The following is a 23,011-nucleotide window of genomic DNA, read 5'->3' as shown; positions in this document are numbered from 1 at the left end:
TTATGAAATTTAAAATTGAATTTGAACTTGATTTTAAGGATCAAGAGACTTTGAAGATGTTACTAGAAAATCACACTGTTGAGGAGCTTACACAAAACGGTTATTGCTACACAGTTGATAAAATTTTAAATAATTTTAATATCAATGGAACTCAGGAAGTAAGTAACATCAAAGTTAGCAGAATTACTGAAGATTTTGGAAGAAGAGAGTTAAGAAAGGTTTGCTATTAATGCTTGATATTTTAAAACTAAAAGGAAAAGTAGCTGAAAACAATTTAAATATAACTTTACTAGCTAAAGAAATTGGAATGAATAGAGATACTTTATATAGAAGAATAGCTAATAGTGGAGAAAATCTAACTTTGAAAGATATAAAAAACATTTCTAGAGTTCTTAAGCTAAATAAAAAGGATATTACAGAAATTTTTATGAATATGTAAAAGAGCAAGATCATTATCTTGCTCAGTTGGTTAGTTATTTAGTTTTTCTTGAGGCTTTTTGAGATAGAGCACTTCCTGCAGCTGTTTTTGATGCTTTAGAAGTTCTACCGTCACGAAGCACTCTTGAAGCAGCACTAGCAGCTCTTTTGGAAGTTTGTTTTGAGTTTTTCAATAAATATCACCTCCCTATATTAGATTTCTTTAATTGTACTATATATTGTATGGTATTTCAAGAAAGAAAAACTAAACACCAACATATTGTGTTTTTAATAAAATTAAAAATATAAAAGGAGATCTTATGGAAAATTTAAAATTAATCGATGAAATTGAAGATGTAGAAGTTGAAGAGAAAAGAGAAGCCTTTGAAATTACTTCTCTTTCAGGTGCTGACTGGTGCTTTGAAAGACTTAAGGGCATAAAGGCTAACCTTGAAGAAAGAAAGGCCTATGCTGAAGAAGAGATTAGGAAGTACAAGGAATATATTGAAGCTGAGGAGAAGAAGGCTGCAGATGATATTGCATACTTTGAAGGACTTTTAAGAATCTATACAGATAAAAGACTAGAAGAAGATAAGGACTTTAAGTTAAAGACTGCAAAAGGCTCTGCATCTTATGGCAAGGTTCAAAAGAAATGGAACTATGACGAGGAAGTCCTATTAAAAGATTTGGAAGATAAGCACTTAGACGACTATATCAAGGTTAAGAAGTCCATTGATAAGACTAAGCTAAAGAAAGATTTGAATTTAGTTGCAGATAATATTGTAGTTGATGGAAACGGAGAAGTCATTGAAGGTATTACAATTACCGAGTTTAGAAATTTTAATGTTAAATACTGAGGGGGAAATTTATGTCAAAGGAATTAATGGTTAAATACGAAACTAATGGTCAAGAGATAACACTGACTCAAAGTGATGTTAAGAAGTTTTTGGTTACTGGAGATGCTGACAAGGTTACAGATAAGGAATTAAAACTATTTTTGGAACTTTGTAAGGCTCAAAAGTTGAATCCCTTTTTAAAGGAAGCCTACCTTATTAAATTTGGCAATGATGCAAACATCATAACTGGTAAGGATGTCTTTCTAAAGAGGGCAAGTACCAATGAAAGTTTTAGGGGCTTCAAAGCTGGAATTATAGTTCAAAGCGAAAGAGGTATCGAAAAGAGAGAGGGAACTTTCTACCTAAAGGGTCAAGAAAACTTAGTAGGTGGTTGGGCATCAATTTATATAAAGGATTGGGATGTCCCATTTGACCACACAGTAGCACTTTCTGAGTTTAATAAGGGAACTGCAACTTGGAAGAACATGCCTGCCATTATGATAAGAAAGGTTGCTCTAGTTCAAGCTTTAAGAGAGGCATTTCCTGATGATCTATCTCAACTTTATGCTGCGGAGGAAATGGGAAGTGATCCATCAATTGAAGATACCATTGTTTTAGAAAATAAAGATGAATTTATTGGAAATTGCGACAGAAAGAAAATATTTGACCTAGCTGAAGGTAAGGCTGAGGTTGTTAAGGCAGTTTTAAGTAAGTACGGATATGAAAGTACTAGGAATATAAAGAAAGATGATTTTGCTGGAATCTGCGAAGATATTACAAAGCTTTTAAGTCTATCTAAGACAGAAGAAGTTGAAAATATTGAAGATGCAGAAGTTGTTGAAGAAGTTGAAGAAGAGGAAGATTTTTTAAAGGGTACTCCTTTTGAAGGTTAATCCTAATAAAAACAAACAAAATTTGGGTGCTAGCTACTGACTTATGTCGGGGCTAGCAACTTGAAAGGAGTTTTTAACATGGCAAGACCTTTAAGTAGAGGGATAGAGTATTATCCTTTAGATGTTGATTTCATGAATGATATAAAAATTAGAAAAATTATGAAGTCTTGTGGGCCAAATAGTATTGCGATAATTATACTGCTGCTCGGAAATATCTATAAAGATGAAGGGTATTTCATGAAGTGGGATGAAGATGTATGCTTTTTAGTTGCTGACGCAGTTGGGGCTAAAGAGGTGTATGTTAAAGAAGTTTTAAAAAAGTGCTTGCAAGTAGATCTATTTTCTAATGAATTATTTAAGAAATATAAAATTATAACTTCTAAAGGTATTCAAAAAAGATTCTTTGAAATAACAAAAAGAAGAAAGAGAGAAAACTTAATAGATGATTATTTATTAGTTAATGTTACAAAAACTGGGGTTATTGTTGCAGAAACTCCCATTACTGTTGCAGAAACTGGGGTTATTGTTAGCAAAAGTACACAAAGTAAAGTAAAGGAAAGTAAAGTAAAGGATAGTGTGTCTAATAACAGTATCTCTTTATTAAATAGCATGCTCAAAATTAAGGTGGATTCTAACTTCCTCACAAAGATAAATTCAAATATTAACGTGAATAAGCTAATTGAGGAGCTTTCTAAAAGCAAATGGGTCTGCGATAATTTTGATCTTAACACTGCTTCAAACTCCTTTCTGGTTAAGCTTTGTGATGGTAAATTTAGAGATTTTAAACCTGTGAATAAAAATAAGTTTAAGAACTTCAAGCAGATTACTGATTCCTATTCTGCAGAAGACCTGGAAGAAATGGCAATGCAAAAACAAAAAGCAGGATTTGAGAAGTTAGGAGTTGATATCTAGTGAACTTAACGCTTTATGGAAGACCAATAACTAAGAAAAACTCTTCAAGAATTGTTAAATGTGGAGGATATCATAAACTCCTGCCTTCAAAGGCTTATGTTGCTTATGAAAAGGACTGTTTAAGGCAAATCACAAGACCCTACAAGCAAAAACTTAGTGGAAAGTATAACCTTCAGTGTCTTTATTTTATGCCAACAAGACACAAAGTTGATTTAGTAAATCTCTTGGAAGCCACTTGTGACATTTTAGTTGCTGCTGAAGTCATCGAAGATGACAATGCAAATATTATTGTGTCACATGATGGTTCAAGGGTTCTTTATGACAAGGAAAATCCAAGGGTTGAGGTTTATTTGGAAGAAGTTAGAAAGTGAAAAATGTTAAGAAATGTTAATGTTTTAACGCTATAAAATAATCGGTAATAATCGGTGTTTTATAAAATTCGCACGATTAACTCACGATTAAACTAGCATTTTACAAGCTTGTAGAGGGTTAGTTATTAATAAACTCACGATTAACAGGTAAGTGTTGAGTAGATTGGAGAGAGCATGGAAAATTTTATAGTTGTATATGACAAAGAAATAGAGGACAAGGGCAGGGATAGTTACATCAAGGCTATTAAAAGGCAAATTCCTGAGGCAATAGTTGCTGATGTCAGTAAAGATGGTATTCTTCGAGATCCTTATAAAGTTTTATTCCTGAAGCCACTTGATGAAAATACTGCTAGAAATGCAGTGGGATTTTTAGAAAGGCATCCACGTTATGACATTGAGGGAGTGGCAACTGGAAGATTAACAATAACTGCTGAAGCTATTATTAGGATTATTGGTCCAGTAGATAAAAAGACAGTGGTTATCATAAATCAATCTGATGTCTTAGGAATTCCACTAGCAAAAGAACTTATTGAACGTGGGGCAAATGTTATAAGCCTTAACTCTAGCTATCCTTGTATAGACAACTTGCTGACAATGACTGATGTTGATATTTTGATATCTGCAAGTGGTCAAGATGAGTTTGAGATGGACAGGGAACTTACAAGAATGATTGATATTAAAGTGGACTTATCGGATGACCTTGAAGATCCTATAAAAATAACTACAGTGCCAACTGTTGAGGTTCTAAAAGAAAGGCTAGAAGAATGAAAAAGAAAAAAGAGAAAAAGAAAGTAGCAACATACAACCTGACATGGGAACAGATAGAGGCAATTAAGAAAAAGGCTTTTGAAGATGGGGAGAAAAGTGCAATAGATAGGGCCTCAAAGTGGAGTATGTATGCACCAATGATGGTCTTGAGAGACTTCTTCGGCTTTGGCGGTCAAAGACTTAAGAGGTTTTATGAGAACTTAATTGATATGTACGACAGCATTGATAAAGACTATTTAGATCTTAAAGATATTGCTAATACACTTAGAGAAGAAGCAAGCATTGATTTAGAAATTTAGAGGTGGAAGAGTGAATACAATAACAATTAATGATTATGAATTAAATTTAATTCATGGGCTTTTAGCAGATGAAGAAATAAGGTTAAAAAAAGCCTATAAGATTCTTTCAAAGAATGGCGATAATTTTGAAAACACAAAAAATTATATAGAAGAAGTAAATAAATTAAGAAAGAAATTTACGGAAATAGACGATACGGAAGATTATTTTGAGGTTGCTGATAGAATCGAAGATTACAGTTTAGATAATAAATAGATTGAGGTGGAATAATGAATAATGCAAGCATAGACAAAATAGGCAACGAGCTAGCTCAAGCCTACCAAGACGGATATGAAAATGGAAGAAACGAACTAAAAAACCTAGTGGAAGATTGGGCTAAAGATAAAGACCTACTCCACAGGAAGAACGCAGAAAAACAATTCATGAAATTTATAGAAGAAGTATTTGAATTTAAGTCAGAATTTGACCTTGTAGAAAGGACAGACCATGACAAACTAAGAGAAATCTATATCCAAAGAATGATATTAGAAATGGGAGACATAATAGTTGCCCTCATAATCCTATGCAAACAAATAGATATAGATCCTATAATTTGCTTGGAAAAAGCTTATAAGAAAATAGAGGCTAGGACTGGTAAAACAATAAACGGCACTTTCGTTAAGTCGGAGGACTTATGATGAATGCAAAAGTGTCTTTTAATTCCATATAAGACTTTTAGAGACAGAATAAGAATAGTCAATTACTATGAGAGACGAGGTTTCTATATAGAGGTTTGGGAGAATTATATTTATTGTTATAGGAGGAAGTAATGACAAGGGAGCAGTTAGCACAATACAAGTCTTTATGCTTGGAAATTAAAGAACTTGAGGATAGACTTAATAATTTAAAAACACAAGAAGTAACTGACAAGGTTATTGCATCTGCTTCTGATTTTCCCTATAACCAATACGAACTTAAGATTCAAGGTTATGAGGATGACAAATACATAGAGAAGATAAGAGTGAGATTTATCAGAAGAATTAGAAGATGTAAGAAGCTTAGGCTTGAGATAGAGGAATTTATAGAGGGGATAGAGGACTCTAGGACAAGATTAGTTTTTCAACTTAGATACATTGAAGGTAAGAGTTGGGTATATATTTCTAGACAATTAGGAAGTACAAACGAGTCTTATGCAAGAATGATTCATAATAGATATTTAGAAAGGAAGTGTTGAAAATATTTGACAAAATGTGTATAATTGAATTACTAGTAATTCAATTATACACATTTTGGGGATTAAATGAATTAGTTTGAGGGTGGTTGAGTATGTATAATATGTTCCAAGTGGCTGAATACTATCTTATAAAGGATAGTATGACTCCAAAAAAATTACAAAAAATAGTTTATTATGCATATGCGTGGTTTATTACATTAATGAATGAAGATGCACATTCTATTGATAATAAGCTATTTTTAGAAAAACCTGAAGCTTGGGTTCATGGTCCGGTTTTTAGAAGTTTGTATGATAAGTATAAGAATTATGGATTTAATGAAATACCAAAAGCAGAGTCTAAAAATTTTAATTTTAATAAAGACACATTAGATATTTTAGAACAAGTTTGGGATGTTTATGGAAAGTTTACGGCTAATGAATTAGAAAGCTTAACTCACCAAGAAAGTCCGTGGATTTTAGCAAGAAACGGATGCTCTAAGTATGAAATTTGCAATAGTACAATTTCAGATACAGAAATTTTTAGATGCTATAATAATAGGTGAGATAATGGCTAAAAAAAAGAAAAAAGGAATTAGACTAGATAAACAAACTAGTATAAATAATGTTGTTGTAAATACATTACCTCCACTAAAATTTAAAAGTGGAGGTTTTTTTATAGACCTTACATTTGAAGGGCTTTATTATTCTGTAAATGTAGGTAAATTTTATAATTTTCTAAAGGATCAAGAAGAATTTATAAAAAATTTCTTTCAAATAAGAGAATTGATAAATAAATTAAAAAATAAAGAATTTGTAGCTGATTTGATAATAAATAATGGGATGACACACTGCCATGTAATATCAGGTGACAAAAGAGATTTGGTATTAGAAGCTATAAGGAATTCACTGATTAGTTATGATAATAATAAGAATTATGAAAAATTCATGGATGAAATATTTGGCGAAGAAAAAATTTATCAAATAGGATTTGATAAATCAATTAGATTAATTGGGACTTATGAAGAATCATATAATATATTTAGAATTTATTTAATAGATTATCATCATTTAGTATATCCAGATTATAAAAGAAATGATAAAAATAAAAGGAATTATAATTATTGTCCAATGAAATCATGTGTTTAATTTTGTGCGTTTTGTGCGATTTTTGTGTGTTAGTATATATTATGAAAGAATGTAATAGTTAGTGGGTTCATGATATGTTATGGATTTCAATCAATTTTAACACTCCCCCAAGAGACCTCTTAGTAGGTCTCTTTTGTTATGCACAAATTTATTTTGGAGGTGATGGTGTATGAAATTAAATGCGAGAGATAAAAAGTTTGCTGATGAGTACATCAGAACTGGAAAAATAATTGAGTCAGCAATTAAAGCTGGCTTTGCTGAAAGTACATCAAGGGATAGGGCGGCTGAGTGGTTAAATCCTAATTCAAAGTCCGCTAAGCTTTCTGTTTTAGAATATATAAGTGAGATCAATAAAAAAATTGAAAAAGAAAAGATTGCTGATGCTAAAGAAATTCAAGAATTTTGGACTAAAACTTTTAGAGACGAAGAAGTTGAAATGAAGGACAGAATTAAAACTAGTGAGTTATTAGCTAAGGTTCAAGGTGCTTTTGTTGAAAATATTAATCTCACAGGGAATATAAAAACTAATAATCCCTTTGATGATTTAAGCGTAGAGGAACTTAGAAAGTTGATTAAGAGTGACTAGGAGGTTTGTTATGGCTATTGACTATGAGATAAAGAAACAAGCTAAACTTGCTCTTGCAAGAAAAGACTTTTACTATTACTGCCAACTTAAAACTCCAAAGTTTTATAAGGAAGGCAGAGCTTATTTAAAAGAGTTTTGTAACAGCTTACAAGCTTTTATAAGTTCAGATAAAAAAGTTCTCATAGTTAATATGCCTCCGTAGCTTAGACATGGGAAGACTTTTACAATAGGTCACTTTATACAGTGGCTTTTAGGAAATGATAACTCTTTAAAAATAATGACTGGATCATACAATGAAACTCTTTCTACTTCTTTTTCTAAAATGGTAAGAGATTCTATCACAGAGAAAAAGGCAGATAAGAATAAAGTTATTTTTTCTGATATTTTTCCACAAACAAACATAAAACAAGGCGATGGTGCAGCCAATCTATGGAGTTTGGAAAAGGGGAACAATAATTATTTAGCAACTTCTCCAACAGGAACTGCAACAGGTTTTGGTGCAAATATAATTGTAATTGATGACTTAATAAAGAATGCAAGTGAGGCTAATAATTCTCTAAATAGGGATAAACAATGGTCTTGGTTTACAGACACAATGCTATCTCGTTTAGAAGGCAATGAATGGAAAATTATAGTTGTTATGACTAGATGGCATTCGAAGGACTTGGCCGGCAGGCTTATTTCTCACTGCAATGAAAATAAGATTAGTTATAAACAGATATTATACAAGGCAATAAAAGAAGATGGATCTATGCTTTGTGATGATATTTTAAATTATGATTCTTACACAATTAAAACAAAAACAATGAGTCCAGAAATTGCTCTTGCTAATTATCAGCAAGAGCCTATTGATTTAAAGGGGACTTTATATAAAAGTTTTAAAACTTATGATGAAATTCCTAAGAATATGTTTGGTAATTATAAGTTTACCGAAATTAAGTCCTATTGTGACACTGCAGATACTGGTGATGATTACCTTTGTAATATTATTTATGGTGTGTTAAATAGAGAAGCCTATATTTTAGATGTTTATTATACAAAGGATCACATGGAAATAACTGAAAAAGAAGTTGCAAAAAGGCTAACTGAATTCAAAGTAAACAATGCACTTGTTGAAGGGAATAATGGTGGAAGAGGATTTGCAAGACAAGTTGAAAGAAACATGAGAGAACTTGGCAATCACAAGACTATTATAAGAACATTTCATCAAAGCAATAATAAGAATGCGAGAATACTTAGCAATGCTACTTGGGTTATGGAACATATTTATTACCCAAGCAACTGGCACAACAAGTGGAATGAGTATTTTGTCAGTATGAAAGAGTATCAAAGAGAAGGTAAGAATCCACATGATGATGCACAAGATGCAACTACTGGAGTTGCAGAAAATATAATAGAGGCAGGGGGTTTATATTTTGGATAATATATCTCCAAAAATAATTAGAAAGATTCTAGATGATTATAGGAATAGTGAAGATTACAAGGATATCTTAACAAGTTATAGGTATTACAATAATAATCAGGACATATTAGACAAAAAGAGATTAGCTATAGGTGCAATAAAAGGGACTAGAGAAGAGGTCAATAATTTACCTAATAATAAAATAGTGAATAACTTATATTCTGTTTTAGTAGATCAAAAAAAGAATTATCTACTTACAAGACCTATAGGTGTTAATGCAGAAAATAAAATTTATCAAAAAGAATTAAATGAATTATTTGACTTAAAATTTCATAAGCTCATAAAGTCAGTTGGCAAGGATTCCTTACTTGCTAATATGGGATATATTTATCCCTATATAGATTTTGAGGGCAATTTTAAATTAATGAAGTTTGACCCTCTTGAAATAATACCTATCTGGGAAGATAAACTTCACACTTGGCTGAGTGGTTTTATTAGATTTTATACTTCTGTTGATTATGATGATAATGAAACACAAATTGTTGAATACTATCACTTATATGGAATTGATAAATACGTTGAAAAAAATGGAGAATTGATTTTAACAAGTAGAGAAGCTTATTTTACTATAGGAGATGAAATAGGAAATTGGGGTAGAATTCCTCTTATTTATTTTAGAATGGACGAGCAGGAACAGCCTCTTCTAAATAGGGTTAAGACTTTACAAGATGCAATAAATCAAATTCTTTCAAAGTTTATGGATTCTATGGACGAAGATTCAAGAAATACAATTTTAGTTCTAAAAAATATTGGTGGACACGACGAAGAATCTTTAAAAGAAATAAGAAAAGGCATAAACAGAAGTGGAATACTTGCTTTTTCCTCTAATTCACAAACTGGCAATGCTGATGTTTCCACATTAAAAGTTGACATGGATATTAGCAATTATCAGACCCTATTAGAGATATTAAGAAGGGCAATTATTGATGTGGGAAGAGGTGTCGATACTAATTCAGACTTATTTCAAAAGGCCGTAAATCAAATGACAATTCAGTCTCTTTATACAAACATAGATTTAGATGCCAATGAGATGGAAACTGAATTTAAAGTAAGTTTAGATATTCTACTTTATTTTTATAATTTCTATAAGGGTTACAAGTATCAAAAAGTTGACTTCACTTTTGATAGAAATATTTTAATTAACGAATCTGCGACAATTGAAAATGCTCAGAAATCATCAGGCATAATATCTGAAAAAACTATAATGAAGCATCATCCTTGGGTTAATGATGTTGAAGAAGAAATAAAGCAAAGAAACCAAGAGATGAAAGAGGAGTCCGACTATGACGGATTACTGGAAGAATAGATTTATAAAATCAACAAAGGATGTATTTGATAGTGATGAAGAATATGTAAAAGAAATCTTTAAAATTTATGAAAGTACTATTGAAGACCTTGATAGTGAAATATTTAAACTGTTAAACTCTATGGAAGATGTGAGTATGGCAGAAGCTAAGAAGCTTTTAAATAAATATGAGATTAGATCCTTTAAATCAGGTCTTGATGAATTTAGAAAGGCATCAAAGTGTTTTATAAGTCCCGATCTTGAAAAAGAACTTGATATAGTTTCAAGAAGAGTTAGGATATCAAGACTGCAAGCAATGCAAGTGTCTATGAAATCAAAGGTAGCGACTCTATTAAATAAGGAACAAAAGAAATTATTTGCTCACCTTTCAAATAAATTCACATCTTCTTATTATAAAGACTTATACGAACTGCAGAGAATTACAGGATATAAAAACATAAATAGTCTATCAAAAGACTTTGTAAATAATATTTTAAATACTTCATGGACAAACGATGGAGAAAACTTTTCTGATAGGATATGGAAGAGAAAAGATAAGCTCTTAAACATTCTTGACACTGAATTAAGGCAAGGCTTAATTACAGGAAAAAAACCAGATGAAATCACAAAAGTTATTTCCGATAAATTAGAAGTTAGTAAATCAAATGCTAAAAGACTTGTCTTAACAGAAAGTTCAGCTATGCATTCACAGTCAAGAAAAGCAATGTATGAAAGAATGGGAGTAGAAAAATATGAAGTAGTAGCGACTCTTGATTTAAGAACTTCTGATATTTGTAGGAAGTTAGATGGGAAAGTATTTGATGTTAAAGACTATGAAAGAGGAGTTACAGCACCACCCTTTCATGTGTATTGCCGTTCGACAACAGTGCCTTATTATAATGATGACATTCAAGCTGACATAGAAAATAGTAGATTGGCACGAGATCCTGAGACAGGAAAGAGTCTTAGGGTTGAAAAATTAACTTATAAAGAGTGGTATAAGAAATACATTACAAAAGAAGTAAAGCAAGAACAAGGTCAATTCTTCTTTAAAGCTGACTTATTAACAGAAAAAGGGTATAATAATGTAAGATATTATGTGTCAGGGGCTATAACTGATAGCTATTCAAAAGAAGCAAGAAATCATGCACAGCTTTACTATGAGGAGATAAGAAATCAGAAGACTGATATTGATAGGATTTCAAAAAATACAGGTTACGATAAAAGACTTATTGAAGAAATAAAGAATTATTTATTTTATGAAGAGCATGATATTTATGGAATTAAGAGAAGGTTTGATCCTGACTTTTCCATTGCTCAAAGTTGGCAAAGATTAGCACAAGATGAAATAGAAAAACATGATTTGACACTAATAAATCATGAAATAATGGAAAGAAGATTAATAGCTAAGGGATTAACTCAAGATGAAGCACATAAAATAGCTAGTAAAAAATACAATTACAGAAAGGAGAGTAGCGAATATTATGCTAAAATTAAAGAACGTAGAAAAAAAGGATAATTGGATATATGCCGAATATCATCCTGAAGATTGGAATGAATATGGTTCAGTATCTATAAACTCTTTAAATGTTGATGATTATTCAGTAAAACTCTCTCCTAAAGATGAGAAAGAATATTCGGCTTATCCGTATGCAGTTAATGCATTAAATGCTTTAAGGGATATGGTTGAAGGAAAAAGAGAAATAAAAGATTGCACTATAATGTGGTTTTAAAAAGCACGCTGACTGATAATGTTAGATGTGCTTTTTTATTGGAGAAAATAATAATTTATAGTGATGGAAAAATAATAAAAGCAATAAAGAAATAAAAAGAACACCTACAGTCAGCCAAACTACAAAAGTTTTAGGGGCCTACCTGGTGTTCTTTTTTGATAATTATCTTAGTTAGATTATACCCAATAATTGGACAATTATCAAACAAATATAGACTACTGGAAGAAAAAAAGAAAATTAATCGTAAATAATCGTGAGGAAATCGTGCGAAAAACACACGCAAATTCACACGATTATTTTTATGGTCAAAGTGGGAAGTGCTGCAAGTTATATTTTGCACAAAGGGGTGGGACAAATAACTTGAAAGTTAGCCAACTGTAAAATGGCGATTAGTAACTATTGCGTAAATAGGAGGTAAATTATGTTAAGTAAAGAAAAGTTATTAGAAATGGGAATTGCTGAAGATCTTGCAGATAAGATTTTGGAAGATGTCAACAAAGATTATGTACCTGGTTATAGATATAAGGAAGTAAAGGATAGCTTGGAAAGCCTTAATAGTGAAATCTCTAAGAGAGACAAGCAAATAGACGGCTTAAAGAAACTTAGCGGAAATAAAGAAGAACTTGAAGCTGAAATCAATAGTTTAAAGGAAGCTAACAAGAAAGCTAAGGAAGAAGCCGAGGAGAATTTGAAGGCTATAAGAAAGGACAATGCTATTACTGAATATCTTTATAATCAAAGGGTCAATAATGTTGGGGTCTTAAAGAAGTTACTCAATAATCAAGATATCAAATATGAAGATGAAAAGCTTATTGGTATTGATGAACAAATGAAAGTTTTAAGGGAAGATAATTCTTTAAAATCTTTATTTGCTAATAATGACTTTAGAGGAGCAAACCCAAATATTGCAGGTGATAACAGGGAAAAGCCTAAGGGACTTTTTGATGCTGTTATTAAGAGAGAAGACCAAGAAGAAAAATTTAATCCATGGGGATAATAGGAGGTAAAAAATGTTAGGAAAGAATATTGCTTATGATGGTAAAAATAGTGTTTTAGTTTTTGCTGATCCTTATGTAGCTGTAACAGTTACTTTAAAAAAGGGGAGTGGAAAAGATGTAAGTGGAAGAAATATTGTTAAAGCAGGAAGTGTTTATCCAAAAAATGATGCTACGGCTAAGGGGATTATTCCCTTTGATATTGATGTAACTGATGGAGACATGGAAGCACCTCTTCTTATTGAAGGTTATGTTTATAAGGATAAGCTTCCTGAAGCTATTAATGCTGAAGCAAAGTTAAATGAAATTAAATTAGTATAAGGAGGAAATATAAATGCCAGAACAATTAACTAATGCTATTTTAAACTTAAATAATGGAAATTTAGATTTAAGAGAATACGCAAGAACAAAACTAGAGGGAGATAATATTGGGAATTTATTATTTCCTAATATAAAGACTGATGATTTGAAAATCGAATATATTATTGGTGGTAATAAGCTTCCTGTTACTGCTGAAGTTTATGCACCAGACACCAATACAAAGTTATCAGGAAGAAATGGATTTGCTAAAAATATTTTAGATATGCTTCTAGTTAAGGATTCTAAATTTATTTCAGAAGATGAGATTGTTAAACTTCAAAATCCAAGAACTACTGCAGAGGAACAAGCTGTTTTAAATAAGATTTTTAATAATGTTGATTTAACTATTGATTCTGTTTACAAGAGAATTAATATGATGAGATTTGAAATCTTACAAACAGGAAAACTCACTCTTGATGAAAATGGTGTTACAGGTGTTATTGATTATCATATGCCAGAAACTCATCAAGAAACTTTAAAGACAAGTGCAAGATGGTCTGAAGCTACGGCTGATCCTTTAAATAATCTTGACGCTTGGGTAGATAAAATTGTTGAAAATACTGGAGTAAATCCTAGTAGAATGTTAATGGATAAGGCGACTTCAAGACTTCTTTTGAATTCTGAAGCTGTAAGAAAGGCTATTTTTGGGGTTAACTCTTCTATTGTGCCAAGTATGCAAAACTTAAATGACTTTTTAAGCCAAAGAGATTTGCCAACTGTTGCAGTTTACAATGAAAAATATAGACTTGCAGATGGAAGCATACTTCCTCTAGTTAAAGCAAATACTGTAATTCTTATGCCTGAAACTAAGCTAGGAAACACTTATTTTGGTTTAACTGCTGAAGAAGTTGAACTTCCACAAGTTTCTAATATTGATGTCAGAAATAAGGACTTCATAACTTCTGTTATATATAGAAGAATAGATCCAGTTGCAAGAATTACTAAATCTGTTGCAAGAGCCATTCCATCTTTTGAAGCTTGCAATGAAGTATTTGTTGCTAAAGTAAAATGATTAGCCTTGATAATGTAAATAAAATTATTAAAGAGTTGGGTGGAGATGAAATTGATGCCCAGCTTTTTAATTTTACTCATGATGAGATTTTAGATATTTTAAGATGGGCTTGTTACAGGGAAGACTTCCCAGAAGATGCGAATAGATTTATTGAATATTTTATAGCTATTAGAGGAATTCTAAATAAAATAGAAACTGATGACTTAAAAAAATCTAAAGAGCCTATTGAAGAAAGTAAAAGAATCGCTAAATCAATTTCTATTGAGAATACTAGAGTTGAGTTTGATGGTAGAAGTGATGAAGAAATAAGAGATGCTAAAATTTTAAGTTATAAAAAAGGTTAAATAATTTATTTGATTCTAGACTTGAAGTTTTTTGCAGCAGGTACAGGTGCTTAAAATGGTAATTGATTATGATTCCTACGGCAAAAGCTTATCGCTTTTATTTGAAGATAGGGTAACTGCAATTTGCCTTGAAACTTATGAAGATGAAAAAACTAAAGTAACAAGGAGAAGAAAGGTTACTGTTGTAGAAGACGAACCATGCAGACTTAGCTTCAATACATCTTCTCACAGTGATGATTTTATTGGTCATAGTGAAGCAGAGAGAAAAGATATTTTGACAACTGGACCTCAAGTAGATATTCCAAAAGGCTCTGATGTTATTGTCACTAGATGTGATGGAAGTGTATATCATTATAAATTTTCTGATATTCCTTCAATTCATCTTTCCCACAGAAGATATGTGCTTGAAAAGGTTGATGTTTCGTGAAAGTTGATACAAAAGTTTTAAAGAATTACAGAAATAGTCTAGGAAAATTTAAGAGGGTAACTGATGAAATTTTCATGGAGGCTGTATATGAGGTAGCAGGAAGAGTTTTTAGGGCTACTGTAAAAAATACACCAGTTGACACTGGTTTTCTTAGGGAGTCATGGAATATTGATGATGTTAAGAAAAAGGGAAGTGTCTATGAAATAGAAATTTCTAATGATGTAGAGTATGCAAGCTATGTTGAATATGGACATAGGATTGTTCGCGGTGGGAATACTTTAGGATGGAAAGATGGGGTTTTTATGCTAACTATTTCTGAAAAAAACTTAGAAAAAGTTATGGATAGGATCTTTCAAAGGAAGTTTGAAAAGAGGTTTAAAGAGTTATGGTAGTTATTTTACAGCCTGTAATTAATAGACTTAAAGAGCTATTTCCTGATATAAGAATTGAAATTGATAGGCAAAAGCAGGGGGTAAAAGCTCCTTGTTTTTTTATTAACCTTGTTAGGACCGAGCTTATTAGACAATTTGATGATAGATTCTTTATAAATAACACTGTAAATATTAATTATTTAAGATGTGATGAAGATGATTTATTTAGACTAGAAGAAATCAGGTTCATACTTCTTACAGGAATGGAGCAGGTAAGGCTTAATAATATAGGAGTTACTTGTGAAAATCTTGAGACAAAAATTATTGATGGTGACCTTGTAATGACTTTTGATTTAAATGTTTGGATGGAAAAAGTGAAGATACCTGATCCACTTATGAGAAGACTTAAACAGGAGGGTTTAATTAAAAATGAATAAAAAGACTAGTGCTCCTACTTTTACTAAGGAGCAATTTTTAAATGCTAAAGATCCAATAGGAAATGTTGATGCTCTTTATGCAATTTTAGAAGATGGTAAGGAATACACAAAGGAAGAAGCTGTAAAGCTTTATGAAGATTTTATGAATAAGGAGGTTAAATAATGGCTTATGGTGGTGGTGCTTGGAATCCTCCAGTACAAAACAAAGTGCTTTCTGGAACTTATATTTGCTTTTCTTCAAAGGCAAGACCTTCTAATATTTTTGGCGAAAGAGGTTTTGTTGCCTGTGGTTTAAATTTAAGTTTTGGACTAGAAAGTGAGATTATAACTGTTGAACCCTCAGATTTGCAAAGAGAATCTCTTGAGTTATTTGGTCTTGAATATACAGATAAAGAGTTATTACCTTTAAGAGAACTTTTGGTCCATGCTAAGACTGCCTACATTTATAGATTAAATGGTGGTGGAGAAAAGGCAAAGGCAAGCGTTGAATCTCTTACAATAACTGCGAAACACTCAGGAACTAAGGGCAATGAATTTGTAGTTATTGTTGCAAATAACGTTGATGAAGAAGAAAAGTTTGATGTTACTTTAAAAATTGGAACTCTTAAAGTTTATGAAAAAGTTGCAGTTAAAAATATAGAAGAATTATCAGATTGTCCATATGTTGAATTTAAAGGAACTTTGACTAAAACTCTTGGTGCAAATCTAAGTGGTGGAACTAATGGAGAAGAAACTACAAAGGCACATACTGAATTCTTGGAAAGACTTGAAAAGAAATATATAAATGTGGTTGCCTATGCAGGAACTGATGAAGCTATAAAGAGAATGTATAAGTCTTATGTTGAGAGAAGAGTTAATCTTGAAGGGGCATACTTCCAAGCAGCATTATATAATTTTGATGCCAATAGTGAACTTGTTATTAATGTAGGATCTAAGGCAAAAGAAAATGAAGCTGGTCTTGTTTATTGGGTAGCAGGTGCTGAGGCTGGTTGTGAAATAAATAGGACTGTTGGAAATGATATTTACGATGGTGAATATACAATTGATCTAAATATGAAACAAAGAGATCTTATTTCTGCAATTAGAAAAGGTCAGTTTGTTTTCCATGAAGTTGATAACAAAGCAAGAGTTTTATCTGACATTAATTCCTTTACTGATTTTAGTGTTAAAAAGAATGAGGATTTTTCAAAAAATCAAATTATAAGAGTGCTCCATCAAGTGGGAAATGATGTTTCAACTATTTTTAATACTAGATACCTTGATAAGGAACAAAACAACGAAATGGGAAGAAACATTCTTTGGAATGACATATATAATCACGCTCTTAAACTTCAAGGATTAGGTGCTATTACTAATTTAGAACCTGAAGATATAAAAGTTGAACTTGGAGATACTAAGGATGCTGTTTACTGTGAGTATTTAATTAATCCAGTTATGGCAATGGCAAAACTTTACATGCATGTGATTGTGGAATAGGAGGTTAAAGAATGGATAAATTTTTAGAACGCGGCGACTTAATCAATGGTAGATTTGGGGAAGCTGTTGTTGTAATTGATGGCAATAGAGAATCAATGTTTTATCTAAAAAATATTACTGCGAAGATTGATATTGATAGAGAAACTATTCCAAGGCTTGGAACTCCTGTTGATTTAAGTGTTGGGGGAAGTGCTAAGGGAACTTTCACAGCTACTATGTATGCACATACTAAGGCCTTTAGGGAAGTTCTAACTAAATATATGAAGACAAGAAAGGAAACATCTTTTGACATCTTTTTAACTCAAAACGATCCTAATTTTGAGGGTGGAGAAGACAGGCTTATTTTAAAGAGATGTTATTTAGATGGTGGTGAAATTTTCAAATTAGATATTGAAAACTCCCATTTGGAACAAGAAATCGAAGGAACTTTTGAAGATATTGAGGAGAGATAAAATGGAGAAAAACTTAAATTACTTTATGCCTGAAGTGGCAAAGGAAAGAAGAGAAAACTTTGAAATAGTTGTATCAGATAGATTCATTGATGAAGATGGAAATCCGGTAGCTTGGACTTTTAGACTTTTAAGTGCTAAGGAAATTGACGAATTAAAAAATGCTGCAATTGTTAAGAAAAATAAAAGTCTTTTAAAAGTAGATACTAAGAAACTTATTGTTGATACGATTTCAGAAACTATAATCTATCCTAATTTAAAAAGTGAAGAATTACAAAATGCCTATGGTGCAATGAATATTTCTGAACTTTTAGACAAGATGCTTGAAGGACGCGAATATGAAAGATTTACTGATAAGCTTATGAAAGCACAAGGATTTATGGATGATCCTGATGTAATTATAGGCGATGCAAAAAACTAATAAAGAGCGAGCCACTTTTAAGGTTCGCTCATAATTTATTTTGGGAAAGTAAGGGCAATATAAAAATTGAGGATTTTCTTGCTATGGATAGCGGACTTCAAGCTATATATATGGCAAGTTTTTTATTTAGAAATGAAGAATTAGAAAAGGCTAGAAAGAAGGTGAAGAAGTGAGTTTACAAACTACAATTTCAATGATCAATAATGTAAGTCCTATTCTTACAAATGTTATTGAGTCAATGAATATGGTTATTTCAGCAGCATATAAGTTAAATGATTCAACAGAAAATATGATTGATACATCTTCTCTTGATGCTTCTTTAAGTTCTCTAAGAAACGCTCAGGCTGAACTTGCGAATATGGAAAGTTTTACAAGCAATCTAGAAAATGAACACAGTAATTACAATAAGACAGTTAGTGAAAGCGAGGGCCTTTTAAGTGGTATTAAAGGTAAGATTATAGGGATTGTTGGGGCTTATGCAGGTCTTCAAAGTATAAAGGCTTTTGTTGGTCTTTCTGATGAACTAACAAATATTAACTCAAGACTTTCTTTTATGCTTGGAGAAGGAGAAAAACTTTTTGACGTTCAGTCAAGGATTGCACAGGCTGCAAAGAATTCAAGAACCAATTATAAAAACATGGCTGATTCTGTTGCAAAGCTTACAATGCTTGCTGGTGATGCCTTTAGTGGTCTTGAAGAAGCGACTAAGTTTAGTGAGATTTTAAATAAGAACTTTAAAGTTGGCGGTGCATCTGCTGAAGAACAAGCTGCCGCAATGTATCAATTAACACAGGCAATGGCTTCTGGAAGACTACAAGGTGATGAATTTGTATCAATAAGAGAAAATGCTCCACTACTTGCACAAGCAATTGCAAAGACCATGGGCGTTACTATGGGAGAGCTAAAAGAACTTTCAAGTGATGGAAAGATTACAGCCGATGTTATTAAAAGAGCTATGTTTGAGAGTGCGGATGATATTGAGAAAAGATTTAAGAAAATTCCTAAATCTTTTTCGGATTTAAAGACCGAACTAACAAATACATTGATTTTAGGACTACAAGGACCCATGAAAAAGTTTAATAATTTTATAAACACAGATTCCTTTCAAAGATTTTTTAATAGTCTTACAGATGGAATTATGGTGTTCTCTCACTTTCTTGGTATGGCTCTTGATATAGGAATAAGTGGTTTTAATTTGCTGGCAAGTTCTATTGATATTGTTGGACCACCTCTTATGGGTTTATTAACTATTTTTGGAATCTATAAAACCGCTCTTGCAATTAATAATGGTTTAGCCTTTATTTCTTCCACTACTCACTTCTTAATGGCAAGGGCAGTTAGTTTGTATGCAATAGCTACTGGTAAGGCGACAGCTATCCAAGGTGGATTTAATGCTGCACTTTTAGCAAGTCCCTTGTTTTGGATTCCTGCAATTATTATAGGAGTAATTGGGCTTATTTATGGAATTGTAGCTGCAATTAATAAGGTAACAGGAGCTACCTACAGTGCAACAGGCTTAATTGTTGGTTCAGTTCTTTGGGCTGGGGCGACAATTTTAAATATTGCTATAAGCATTATTAATGGTCTTATCCAATTTATCTACACAGGATTTGTTAGTCCTTTTATATCAATAATAGAGTGGGTTTTAAATGTGGCTAAGGGTGGATTTGATTCCTTTGGTGATGCAGTTAAGAATTTAATTGGAAATATTATTTCTTGGTTTTTAGATTTAGGTAAAGTTGTAACTAAGATAATTGATGCTATTTTTGGGACTGACTGGTCTAGTGGACTTGAAGGATTACAAAAAAAAGTTCTTAGTTGGGGAAAGAATGAAGAAGCTATTACCCTTGATAGAGAAGTTCCTGAGATAAAAAGAATTGAAACTAAGGAATGGTTCAATAAAGGCTACAAGTGGGGAGAAGATAAGGCAAAGTCCATGAAAGACTTTGCATCTAATATAGTTGGACAAAAGGAACTTGAAAATAATCTTGAATCTAAAGATTTTTTAAATACTGATGCTATGACGGATCCTCTTGATGAAATTGCAGAAAATACAAAATCCATGAATGACAAAATGAAAGAAAGTGAATGGGATAACAACAATTTATCTGCTTTAAAGGGGCTTATGGAAACTAGGGCTATTAATGATTTATCAAAAGAGATTAAGCTTGAAGTATATAATCAGTTTACTGGAGATATGAAGAGTGATGTTGATGCAGAAAAAATTATTGATGAAGCAAATAAAAAATTATTAAAAGACCTTATTCTAAATATAAATGGAGGTTGATTATGAGTAAAAAACCTTATCAACTGTATATTGACGGAATGGAAATTCCTATAACTCCTTCAAAAATAAAGAATAAAATAAGCGGACAGAATGATTTTTATGATTTAGTAAATGGTGAAACTTATACAGTTTTAAGAAAAAGCAAGTTACAGGAATATTCTTTTTCTTTCTATGCCTTTTCAGAAGAACATGATGGCGTAGATTTATACACTCCTCAACAAGAGATTATAAAAAAGCTAGAGGAGTTAAAGAAAGAAAAGAAAATCTTTGAGTTTGTTATCTTAAGAATTACATCAGATCCTAATCTTAGAAATTCAATTTGTAAGTATATGACTCTTGAAGATTATAGCATTGATGAAGACAGTAAGATTGGAACTAATATATTAATTGATTTGACTTTAAAGGAATACCAACCCTTAAAGACTATTAAGTTAAAAGACACTGGATCTAGCACAGATAAAAGACAAGTCAATAAGGTTGTAAAAACAGCTATTGCAACAGCTCCCTTAACTGTCCCAGTAGTGGCAAAGACATTTTTTAATTCTAAAACTATTTATAAAATGGCAAAGAGGTTTAAAAAATGAAGCAGAAAGAAAAGATTTATCAAGTATTTATTGCAAATAATGGAAAAATTTACCAGCCTGTAATCAAAGGAAAGGTCACTATTAAGTGGGAAAGAGGATTTAGGGCTGGTATTTTAGAATTTGATGTTGTAAAAGATGAGATTATTGATTATCAGGAAGGTAATCCTGTTAGTTTTAGTATAGATGGTAAAACTGTTTTTAAAGGATATGTTTTTAAAAAGACAAGAGATAAGAGACAAGTTATTTCTACTGTTTGTTATGACCAAATAAGGTATTTGAAATCAAGAGACACCTATCAATACTCTTCTAAGTCTATGAGCGATCTATTAAAACAAATTTGTAGTGATAGAAATTTACAAGTTGGAGAAATTGAAGACACATCATATAAAATTCCTAAAAGGCTTGAGAAAAATCAAGAGTATTTAAACATGGTAAAGGTTGCAAATGATATAACCATATCTCAAACTGGGAAGATCTATACACTTTTTGATGATTGCGGGAAAATTTCTTTAAAATCTGCTGACAAGATGATTGTAAATTGTCCCATTAGCTATGACAATATTGTAGATTTTTCTTATGAAACAAGCATTGATGATGGGACCTATAATAGAGTTGTTGTTTATTTAACTGATGATGACGGTAGGCTTATTAAAAAAGTTGTAAAGCAAGATGAGAAAAACATTGCTAAGTGGGGAGTGCTTGAATACACTCTCACAACAAACAATGCAGAAGACATTGAAAACAAAGCATCACAAATTTTGGAGGTTTTAAATAGAAAGTACAGAAGCCTTTCAATAAAAGAAGCTATAGGAGATATTAGAGTTCGTGCAGGCTCTGTTATTCCTGTTGAGATGATGGCAATCGGGGACATTAATATTAATTCTTATATGATTGTTGAAAAAGTCACTCATACTTTTTTTGATGATGCACATTTTATGGATTTGGAAGTCATGAATAAGGACATTCAAAAAATTGGTGATGTTGATGGCATTATTAAGGACAAGGAAAAACAAAATAAAGGATCTAATGTAAATGATTTTAATGATATTGGAAAGGCTGTAAGAAAATCTAATAAACTTGATGGTTCAACTGAATTACAAGTAAGAGATTTACCTAAGGCCAGCAATAGGAAGATGCAAACAATAGTAAATAAGGCTGAAAGCATGATAGGAACAAGAGCTTATAAGGGAAGATGCCAAGGCTTTGTTAGAGTTTGCTATGAATCTGCTGGAATACATGGAAGTGCTGGAAGTGCTAAGACTGCCGGTAATAAGTGGATTGTAAGTTCAAGCAGGGACAATATTCCTGTTGGTGCTGCAGTATATTTTAACAGTCCATATTCTCCACAATTTGGTCATGTGGGAATTTATGCTGGTAATGGAATGATGATTGATGCAACTGATACTACTGTCAAGAAGCATAAAATCGGTGGATGGTGGAAACACTATAGAGGCTGGGGATATCAAGGAGGTGTAGTTCCTAAGTAATGAATGATGAGATTTTAGATTTAAGAGGTGCTATTGATGAAATAGTCAATCAGAATTTAGGGAGAAGAATGAACTCTGAGGTTGTTTATTGCAAGCTAATTTCTCTTGACCCTCTTGATTTTATTCTTGAAAACACTGACGAAGTACACATCAAAGAAGAGTTTTTAGTTGTGCCTAAGTATAGGCCCTTTACTAAAAAAGATTTAGGTAAGAAGTTTGTTCTCATTTCTAATGATGGGGGACAGACTTATTTTTATTTGTATGAAGCATCAGAGCCACAAGGATCCAATGGAGTCCCTTATCACTTTGAAGGGACTCACGAGTTTATAAGTGGTGAAATGAAATGCACCTTGCATGGAACTTGCCCTCATGGTGATGTTGTAGTTACTCATGGAAGTGTAGAATCATATAAAGGAAAAATTAAAGATGAGATGCACAAAAATCACATTAATGATTAGAGGTG

The 23,011-nt window shown here is 31.8% G+C and carries 35 protein-coding genes; 34 read left to right on the top strand and 1 reads right to left on the bottom strand.

Annotation, left to right across the window (positions count from 1 at the left end; genetic code table 11):
- The first annotated feature begins 2 nt into the window (after positions 1-2).
- On the top strand, positions 3-230 hold the full coding sequence (locus RH95_RS02435; protein WP_010242873.1) for a hypothetical protein: 228 nt from the start codon (positions 3-5) through the stop codon (positions 228-230).
- Positions 230-439: a helix-turn-helix domain-containing protein gene (locus RH95_RS02430; protein WP_010242871.1), complete on the top strand. Its 210-nt coding sequence runs from the start codon at positions 230-232 to the stop codon at positions 437-439. Before RH95_RS02435 ends, RH95_RS02430 begins: the two co-directional genes overlap by 1 nt.
- Before the next feature lie 34 nt (positions 440-473).
- On the opposite strand, the gene RH95_RS09665 is transcribed toward RH95_RS02430, so the two are convergent.
- On the bottom strand, positions 474-611 hold the full coding sequence (locus RH95_RS09665) for a hypothetical protein (protein WP_010242869.1): 138 nt from the start codon (positions 609-611) through the stop codon (positions 474-476).
- Positions 612-737: 126 nt separating this feature from the next.
- Here RH95_RS09665 and RH95_RS02425 point away from each other — a divergent pair, with 126 nt between their 5' ends.
- From RH95_RS02425 to RH95_RS02280, 32 genes are all read left to right on the top strand, one after another.
- Positions 738-1,274, top strand: coding sequence for a host-nuclease inhibitor Gam family protein (locus RH95_RS02425; protein WP_010242867.1), 537 nt, complete (start codon positions 738-740; stop codon positions 1,272-1,274).
- Positions 1,275-1,285: 11 nt separating this feature from the next.
- A complete protein-coding gene (gene bet, locus RH95_RS02420; RefSeq protein WP_010242865.1) occupies positions 1,286-2,146 on the top strand; it encodes a phage recombination protein Bet in 861 nt (286 codons plus the stop codon).
- 78 nt (positions 2,147-2,224) lie between these two features.
- Complete coding sequence (locus RH95_RS02415; RefSeq protein WP_010242863.1) at positions 2,225-3,058, top strand: DUF4373 domain-containing protein; 834 nt, start codon at positions 2,225-2,227, stop codon at positions 3,056-3,058.
- The gene (locus RH95_RS02410; RefSeq protein ID WP_010242861.1) at positions 3,058-3,429 is read left to right on the top strand and encodes a RusA family crossover junction endodeoxyribonuclease; all 372 of its coding nucleotides are present in this window, start codon (positions 3,058-3,060) and stop codon (positions 3,427-3,429) included. The genes RH95_RS02415 and RH95_RS02410 overlap by 1 nt, the downstream gene beginning before the upstream one ends.
- Positions 3,430-3,603: 174 nt before the next feature.
- Positions 3,604-4,197, top strand: coding sequence for a Rossmann-fold NAD(P)-binding domain-containing protein (locus RH95_RS02405; protein WP_010242860.1), 594 nt, complete (start codon positions 3,604-3,606; stop codon positions 4,195-4,197).
- Positions 4,194-4,496, top strand: coding sequence for a hypothetical protein (locus RH95_RS02400; protein ID WP_010242858.1), 303 nt, complete (start codon positions 4,194-4,196; stop codon positions 4,494-4,496). Before RH95_RS02405 ends, RH95_RS02400 begins: the two co-directional genes overlap by 4 nt.
- A gap of 10 nt (positions 4,497-4,506) precedes the next feature.
- Entirely contained in the window at positions 4,507-4,749 is a 243-nt protein-coding gene (locus tag RH95_RS02395) for a hypothetical protein (RefSeq protein WP_010242856.1), read from the top strand.
- Positions 4,750-4,763: 14 nt separating this feature from the next.
- Positions 4,764-5,171, top strand: coding sequence for a MazG-like family protein (locus RH95_RS02390; protein WP_010242854.1), 408 nt, complete (start codon positions 4,764-4,766; stop codon positions 5,169-5,171).
- A 131-nt stretch (positions 5,172-5,302) separates the two neighbouring features.
- Positions 5,303-5,707 carry a hypothetical protein gene (locus RH95_RS02385; protein ID WP_010242852.1) on the top strand — a complete coding sequence of 135 codons (405 nt, stop codon included), beginning with the start codon at positions 5,303-5,305 and terminating at the stop codon, positions 5,705-5,707.
- Between the two features lie 92 nt (positions 5,708-5,799).
- A complete protein-coding gene (locus RH95_RS02380; RefSeq protein WP_010242850.1) occupies positions 5,800-6,249 on the top strand; it encodes a Panacea domain-containing protein in 450 nt (149 codons plus the stop codon).
- Positions 6,250-6,253: 4 nt separating this feature from the next.
- Positions 6,254-6,832, top strand: a complete 579-nt coding sequence (locus tag RH95_RS09200; RefSeq protein WP_010242848.1) for a UU032 domain-containing protein — start codon at positions 6,254-6,256, stop codon at positions 6,830-6,832.
- Positions 6,833-7,001: 169 nt separating this feature from the next.
- The gene (locus RH95_RS02370; RefSeq protein ID WP_010242846.1) at positions 7,002-7,418 is read left to right on the top strand and encodes a terminase small subunit; all 417 of its coding nucleotides are present in this window, start codon (positions 7,002-7,004) and stop codon (positions 7,416-7,418) included.
- A 10-nt stretch (positions 7,419-7,428) separates the two neighbouring features.
- Positions 7,429-7,620, top strand: a complete 192-nt coding sequence (locus RH95_RS09685) for a hypothetical protein (protein ID WP_050992397.1) — start codon at positions 7,429-7,431, stop codon at positions 7,618-7,620.
- Positions 7,621-7,695: 75 nt separating this feature from the next.
- Positions 7,696-8,841 carry a phage terminase large subunit gene (terL, locus tag RH95_RS02365; RefSeq protein ID WP_050992396.1) on the top strand — a complete coding sequence of 382 codons (1,146 nt, stop codon included), beginning with the start codon at positions 7,696-7,698 and terminating at the stop codon, positions 8,839-8,841.
- On the top strand, positions 8,834-10,186 hold the full coding sequence (locus RH95_RS02360; protein ID WP_010242845.1) for a phage portal protein: 1,353 nt from the start codon (positions 8,834-8,836) through the stop codon (positions 10,184-10,186). The genes terL and RH95_RS02360 overlap by 8 nt, the downstream gene beginning before the upstream one ends.
- On the top strand, positions 10,164-11,684 hold the full coding sequence (locus tag RH95_RS02355; RefSeq protein ID WP_010242842.1) for a minor capsid protein: 1,521 nt from the start codon (positions 10,164-10,166) through the stop codon (positions 11,682-11,684). Before RH95_RS02360 ends, RH95_RS02355 begins: the two co-directional genes overlap by 23 nt.
- The gene (locus tag RH95_RS02350) at positions 11,650-11,898 is read left to right on the top strand and encodes a hypothetical protein (protein ID WP_010242840.1); all 249 of its coding nucleotides are present in this window, start codon (positions 11,650-11,652) and stop codon (positions 11,896-11,898) included. Before RH95_RS02355 ends, RH95_RS02350 begins: the two co-directional genes overlap by 35 nt.
- A gap of 421 nt (positions 11,899-12,319) precedes the next feature.
- Positions 12,320-12,895, top strand: a complete 576-nt coding sequence (locus RH95_RS02345) for a phage scaffolding protein (RefSeq protein ID WP_010242838.1) — start codon at positions 12,320-12,322, stop codon at positions 12,893-12,895.
- Between the two features lie 13 nt (positions 12,896-12,908).
- Positions 12,909-13,214: a hypothetical protein gene (locus RH95_RS02340; protein ID WP_010242836.1), complete on the top strand. Its 306-nt coding sequence runs from the start codon at positions 12,909-12,911 to the stop codon at positions 13,212-13,214.
- A 13-nt stretch (positions 13,215-13,227) separates the two neighbouring features.
- A complete protein-coding gene (locus RH95_RS02335) occupies positions 13,228-14,265 on the top strand; it encodes a major capsid protein (protein ID WP_010242834.1) in 1,038 nt (345 codons plus the stop codon).
- Entirely contained in the window at positions 14,262-14,609 is a 348-nt protein-coding gene (locus RH95_RS02330; protein WP_010242832.1) for a hypothetical protein, read from the top strand. The genes RH95_RS02335 and RH95_RS02330 overlap by 4 nt, the downstream gene beginning before the upstream one ends.
- A gap of 55 nt (positions 14,610-14,664) precedes the next feature.
- Complete coding sequence (locus RH95_RS02325; protein WP_010242829.1) at positions 14,665-15,036, top strand: hypothetical protein; 372 nt, start codon at positions 14,665-14,667, stop codon at positions 15,034-15,036.
- Positions 15,033-15,428, top strand: a complete 396-nt coding sequence (locus tag RH95_RS02320; protein WP_010242827.1) for an HK97 gp10 family phage protein — start codon at positions 15,033-15,035, stop codon at positions 15,426-15,428. Before RH95_RS02325 ends, RH95_RS02320 begins: the two co-directional genes overlap by 4 nt.
- On the top strand, positions 15,422-15,844 hold the full coding sequence (locus tag RH95_RS02315; protein WP_010242825.1) for a phage tail terminator family protein: 423 nt from the start codon (positions 15,422-15,424) through the stop codon (positions 15,842-15,844). The genes RH95_RS02320 and RH95_RS02315 overlap by 7 nt, the downstream gene beginning before the upstream one ends.
- On the top strand, positions 15,837-16,007 hold the full coding sequence (locus tag RH95_RS09660; protein ID WP_010242823.1) for a hypothetical protein: 171 nt from the start codon (positions 15,837-15,839) through the stop codon (positions 16,005-16,007). The genes RH95_RS02315 and RH95_RS09660 overlap by 8 nt, the downstream gene beginning before the upstream one ends.
- Entirely contained in the window at positions 16,007-17,320 is a 1,314-nt protein-coding gene (locus RH95_RS02310; RefSeq protein WP_010242821.1) for a phage tail sheath C-terminal domain-containing protein, read from the top strand. The genes RH95_RS09660 and RH95_RS02310 overlap by 1 nt, the downstream gene beginning before the upstream one ends.
- An 11-nt stretch (positions 17,321-17,331) precedes the next feature.
- Entirely contained in the window at positions 17,332-17,772 is a 441-nt protein-coding gene (locus RH95_RS02305) for a phage tail tube protein (protein WP_010242819.1), read from the top strand.
- 1 nt (position 17,773) lies between these two features.
- Positions 17,774-18,190 carry a phage tail assembly chaperone gene (locus RH95_RS02300; RefSeq protein ID WP_010242817.1) on the top strand — a complete coding sequence of 139 codons (417 nt, stop codon included), beginning with the start codon at positions 17,774-17,776 and terminating at the stop codon, positions 18,188-18,190.
- A gap of 169 nt (positions 18,191-18,359) precedes the next feature.
- Complete coding sequence (locus RH95_RS02295) at positions 18,360-20,477, top strand: tape measure protein (protein WP_010242815.1); 2,118 nt, start codon at positions 18,360-18,362, stop codon at positions 20,475-20,477.
- A gap of 2 nt (positions 20,478-20,479) precedes the next feature.
- On the top strand, positions 20,480-21,061 hold the full coding sequence (locus tag RH95_RS02290) for a hypothetical protein (protein WP_010242813.1): 582 nt from the start codon (positions 20,480-20,482) through the stop codon (positions 21,059-21,061).
- A complete protein-coding gene (locus tag RH95_RS02285) occupies positions 21,058-22,548 on the top strand; it encodes an XkdQ/YqbQ family protein (protein ID WP_010242811.1) in 1,491 nt (496 codons plus the stop codon). The genes RH95_RS02290 and RH95_RS02285 overlap by 4 nt, the downstream gene beginning before the upstream one ends.
- Positions 22,548-23,006, top strand: a complete 459-nt coding sequence (locus RH95_RS02280; RefSeq protein ID WP_010242810.1) for a hypothetical protein — start codon at positions 22,548-22,550, stop codon at positions 23,004-23,006. Before RH95_RS02285 ends, RH95_RS02280 begins: the two co-directional genes overlap by 1 nt.
- Positions 23,007-23,011: the final 5 nt, after the last annotated feature.

This window comes from Peptoniphilus rhinitidis 1-13 (assembly GCF_000246925.1).
GTDB classification, from domain to species: Bacteria; Bacillota; Clostridia; order Tissierellales; family Peptoniphilaceae; genus Peptoniphilus_A; species Peptoniphilus_A lacydonensis.
Note: the sequence above shows the minus strand (reverse complement) of the source record. Positions and strands in the feature narration are given on the sequence as shown.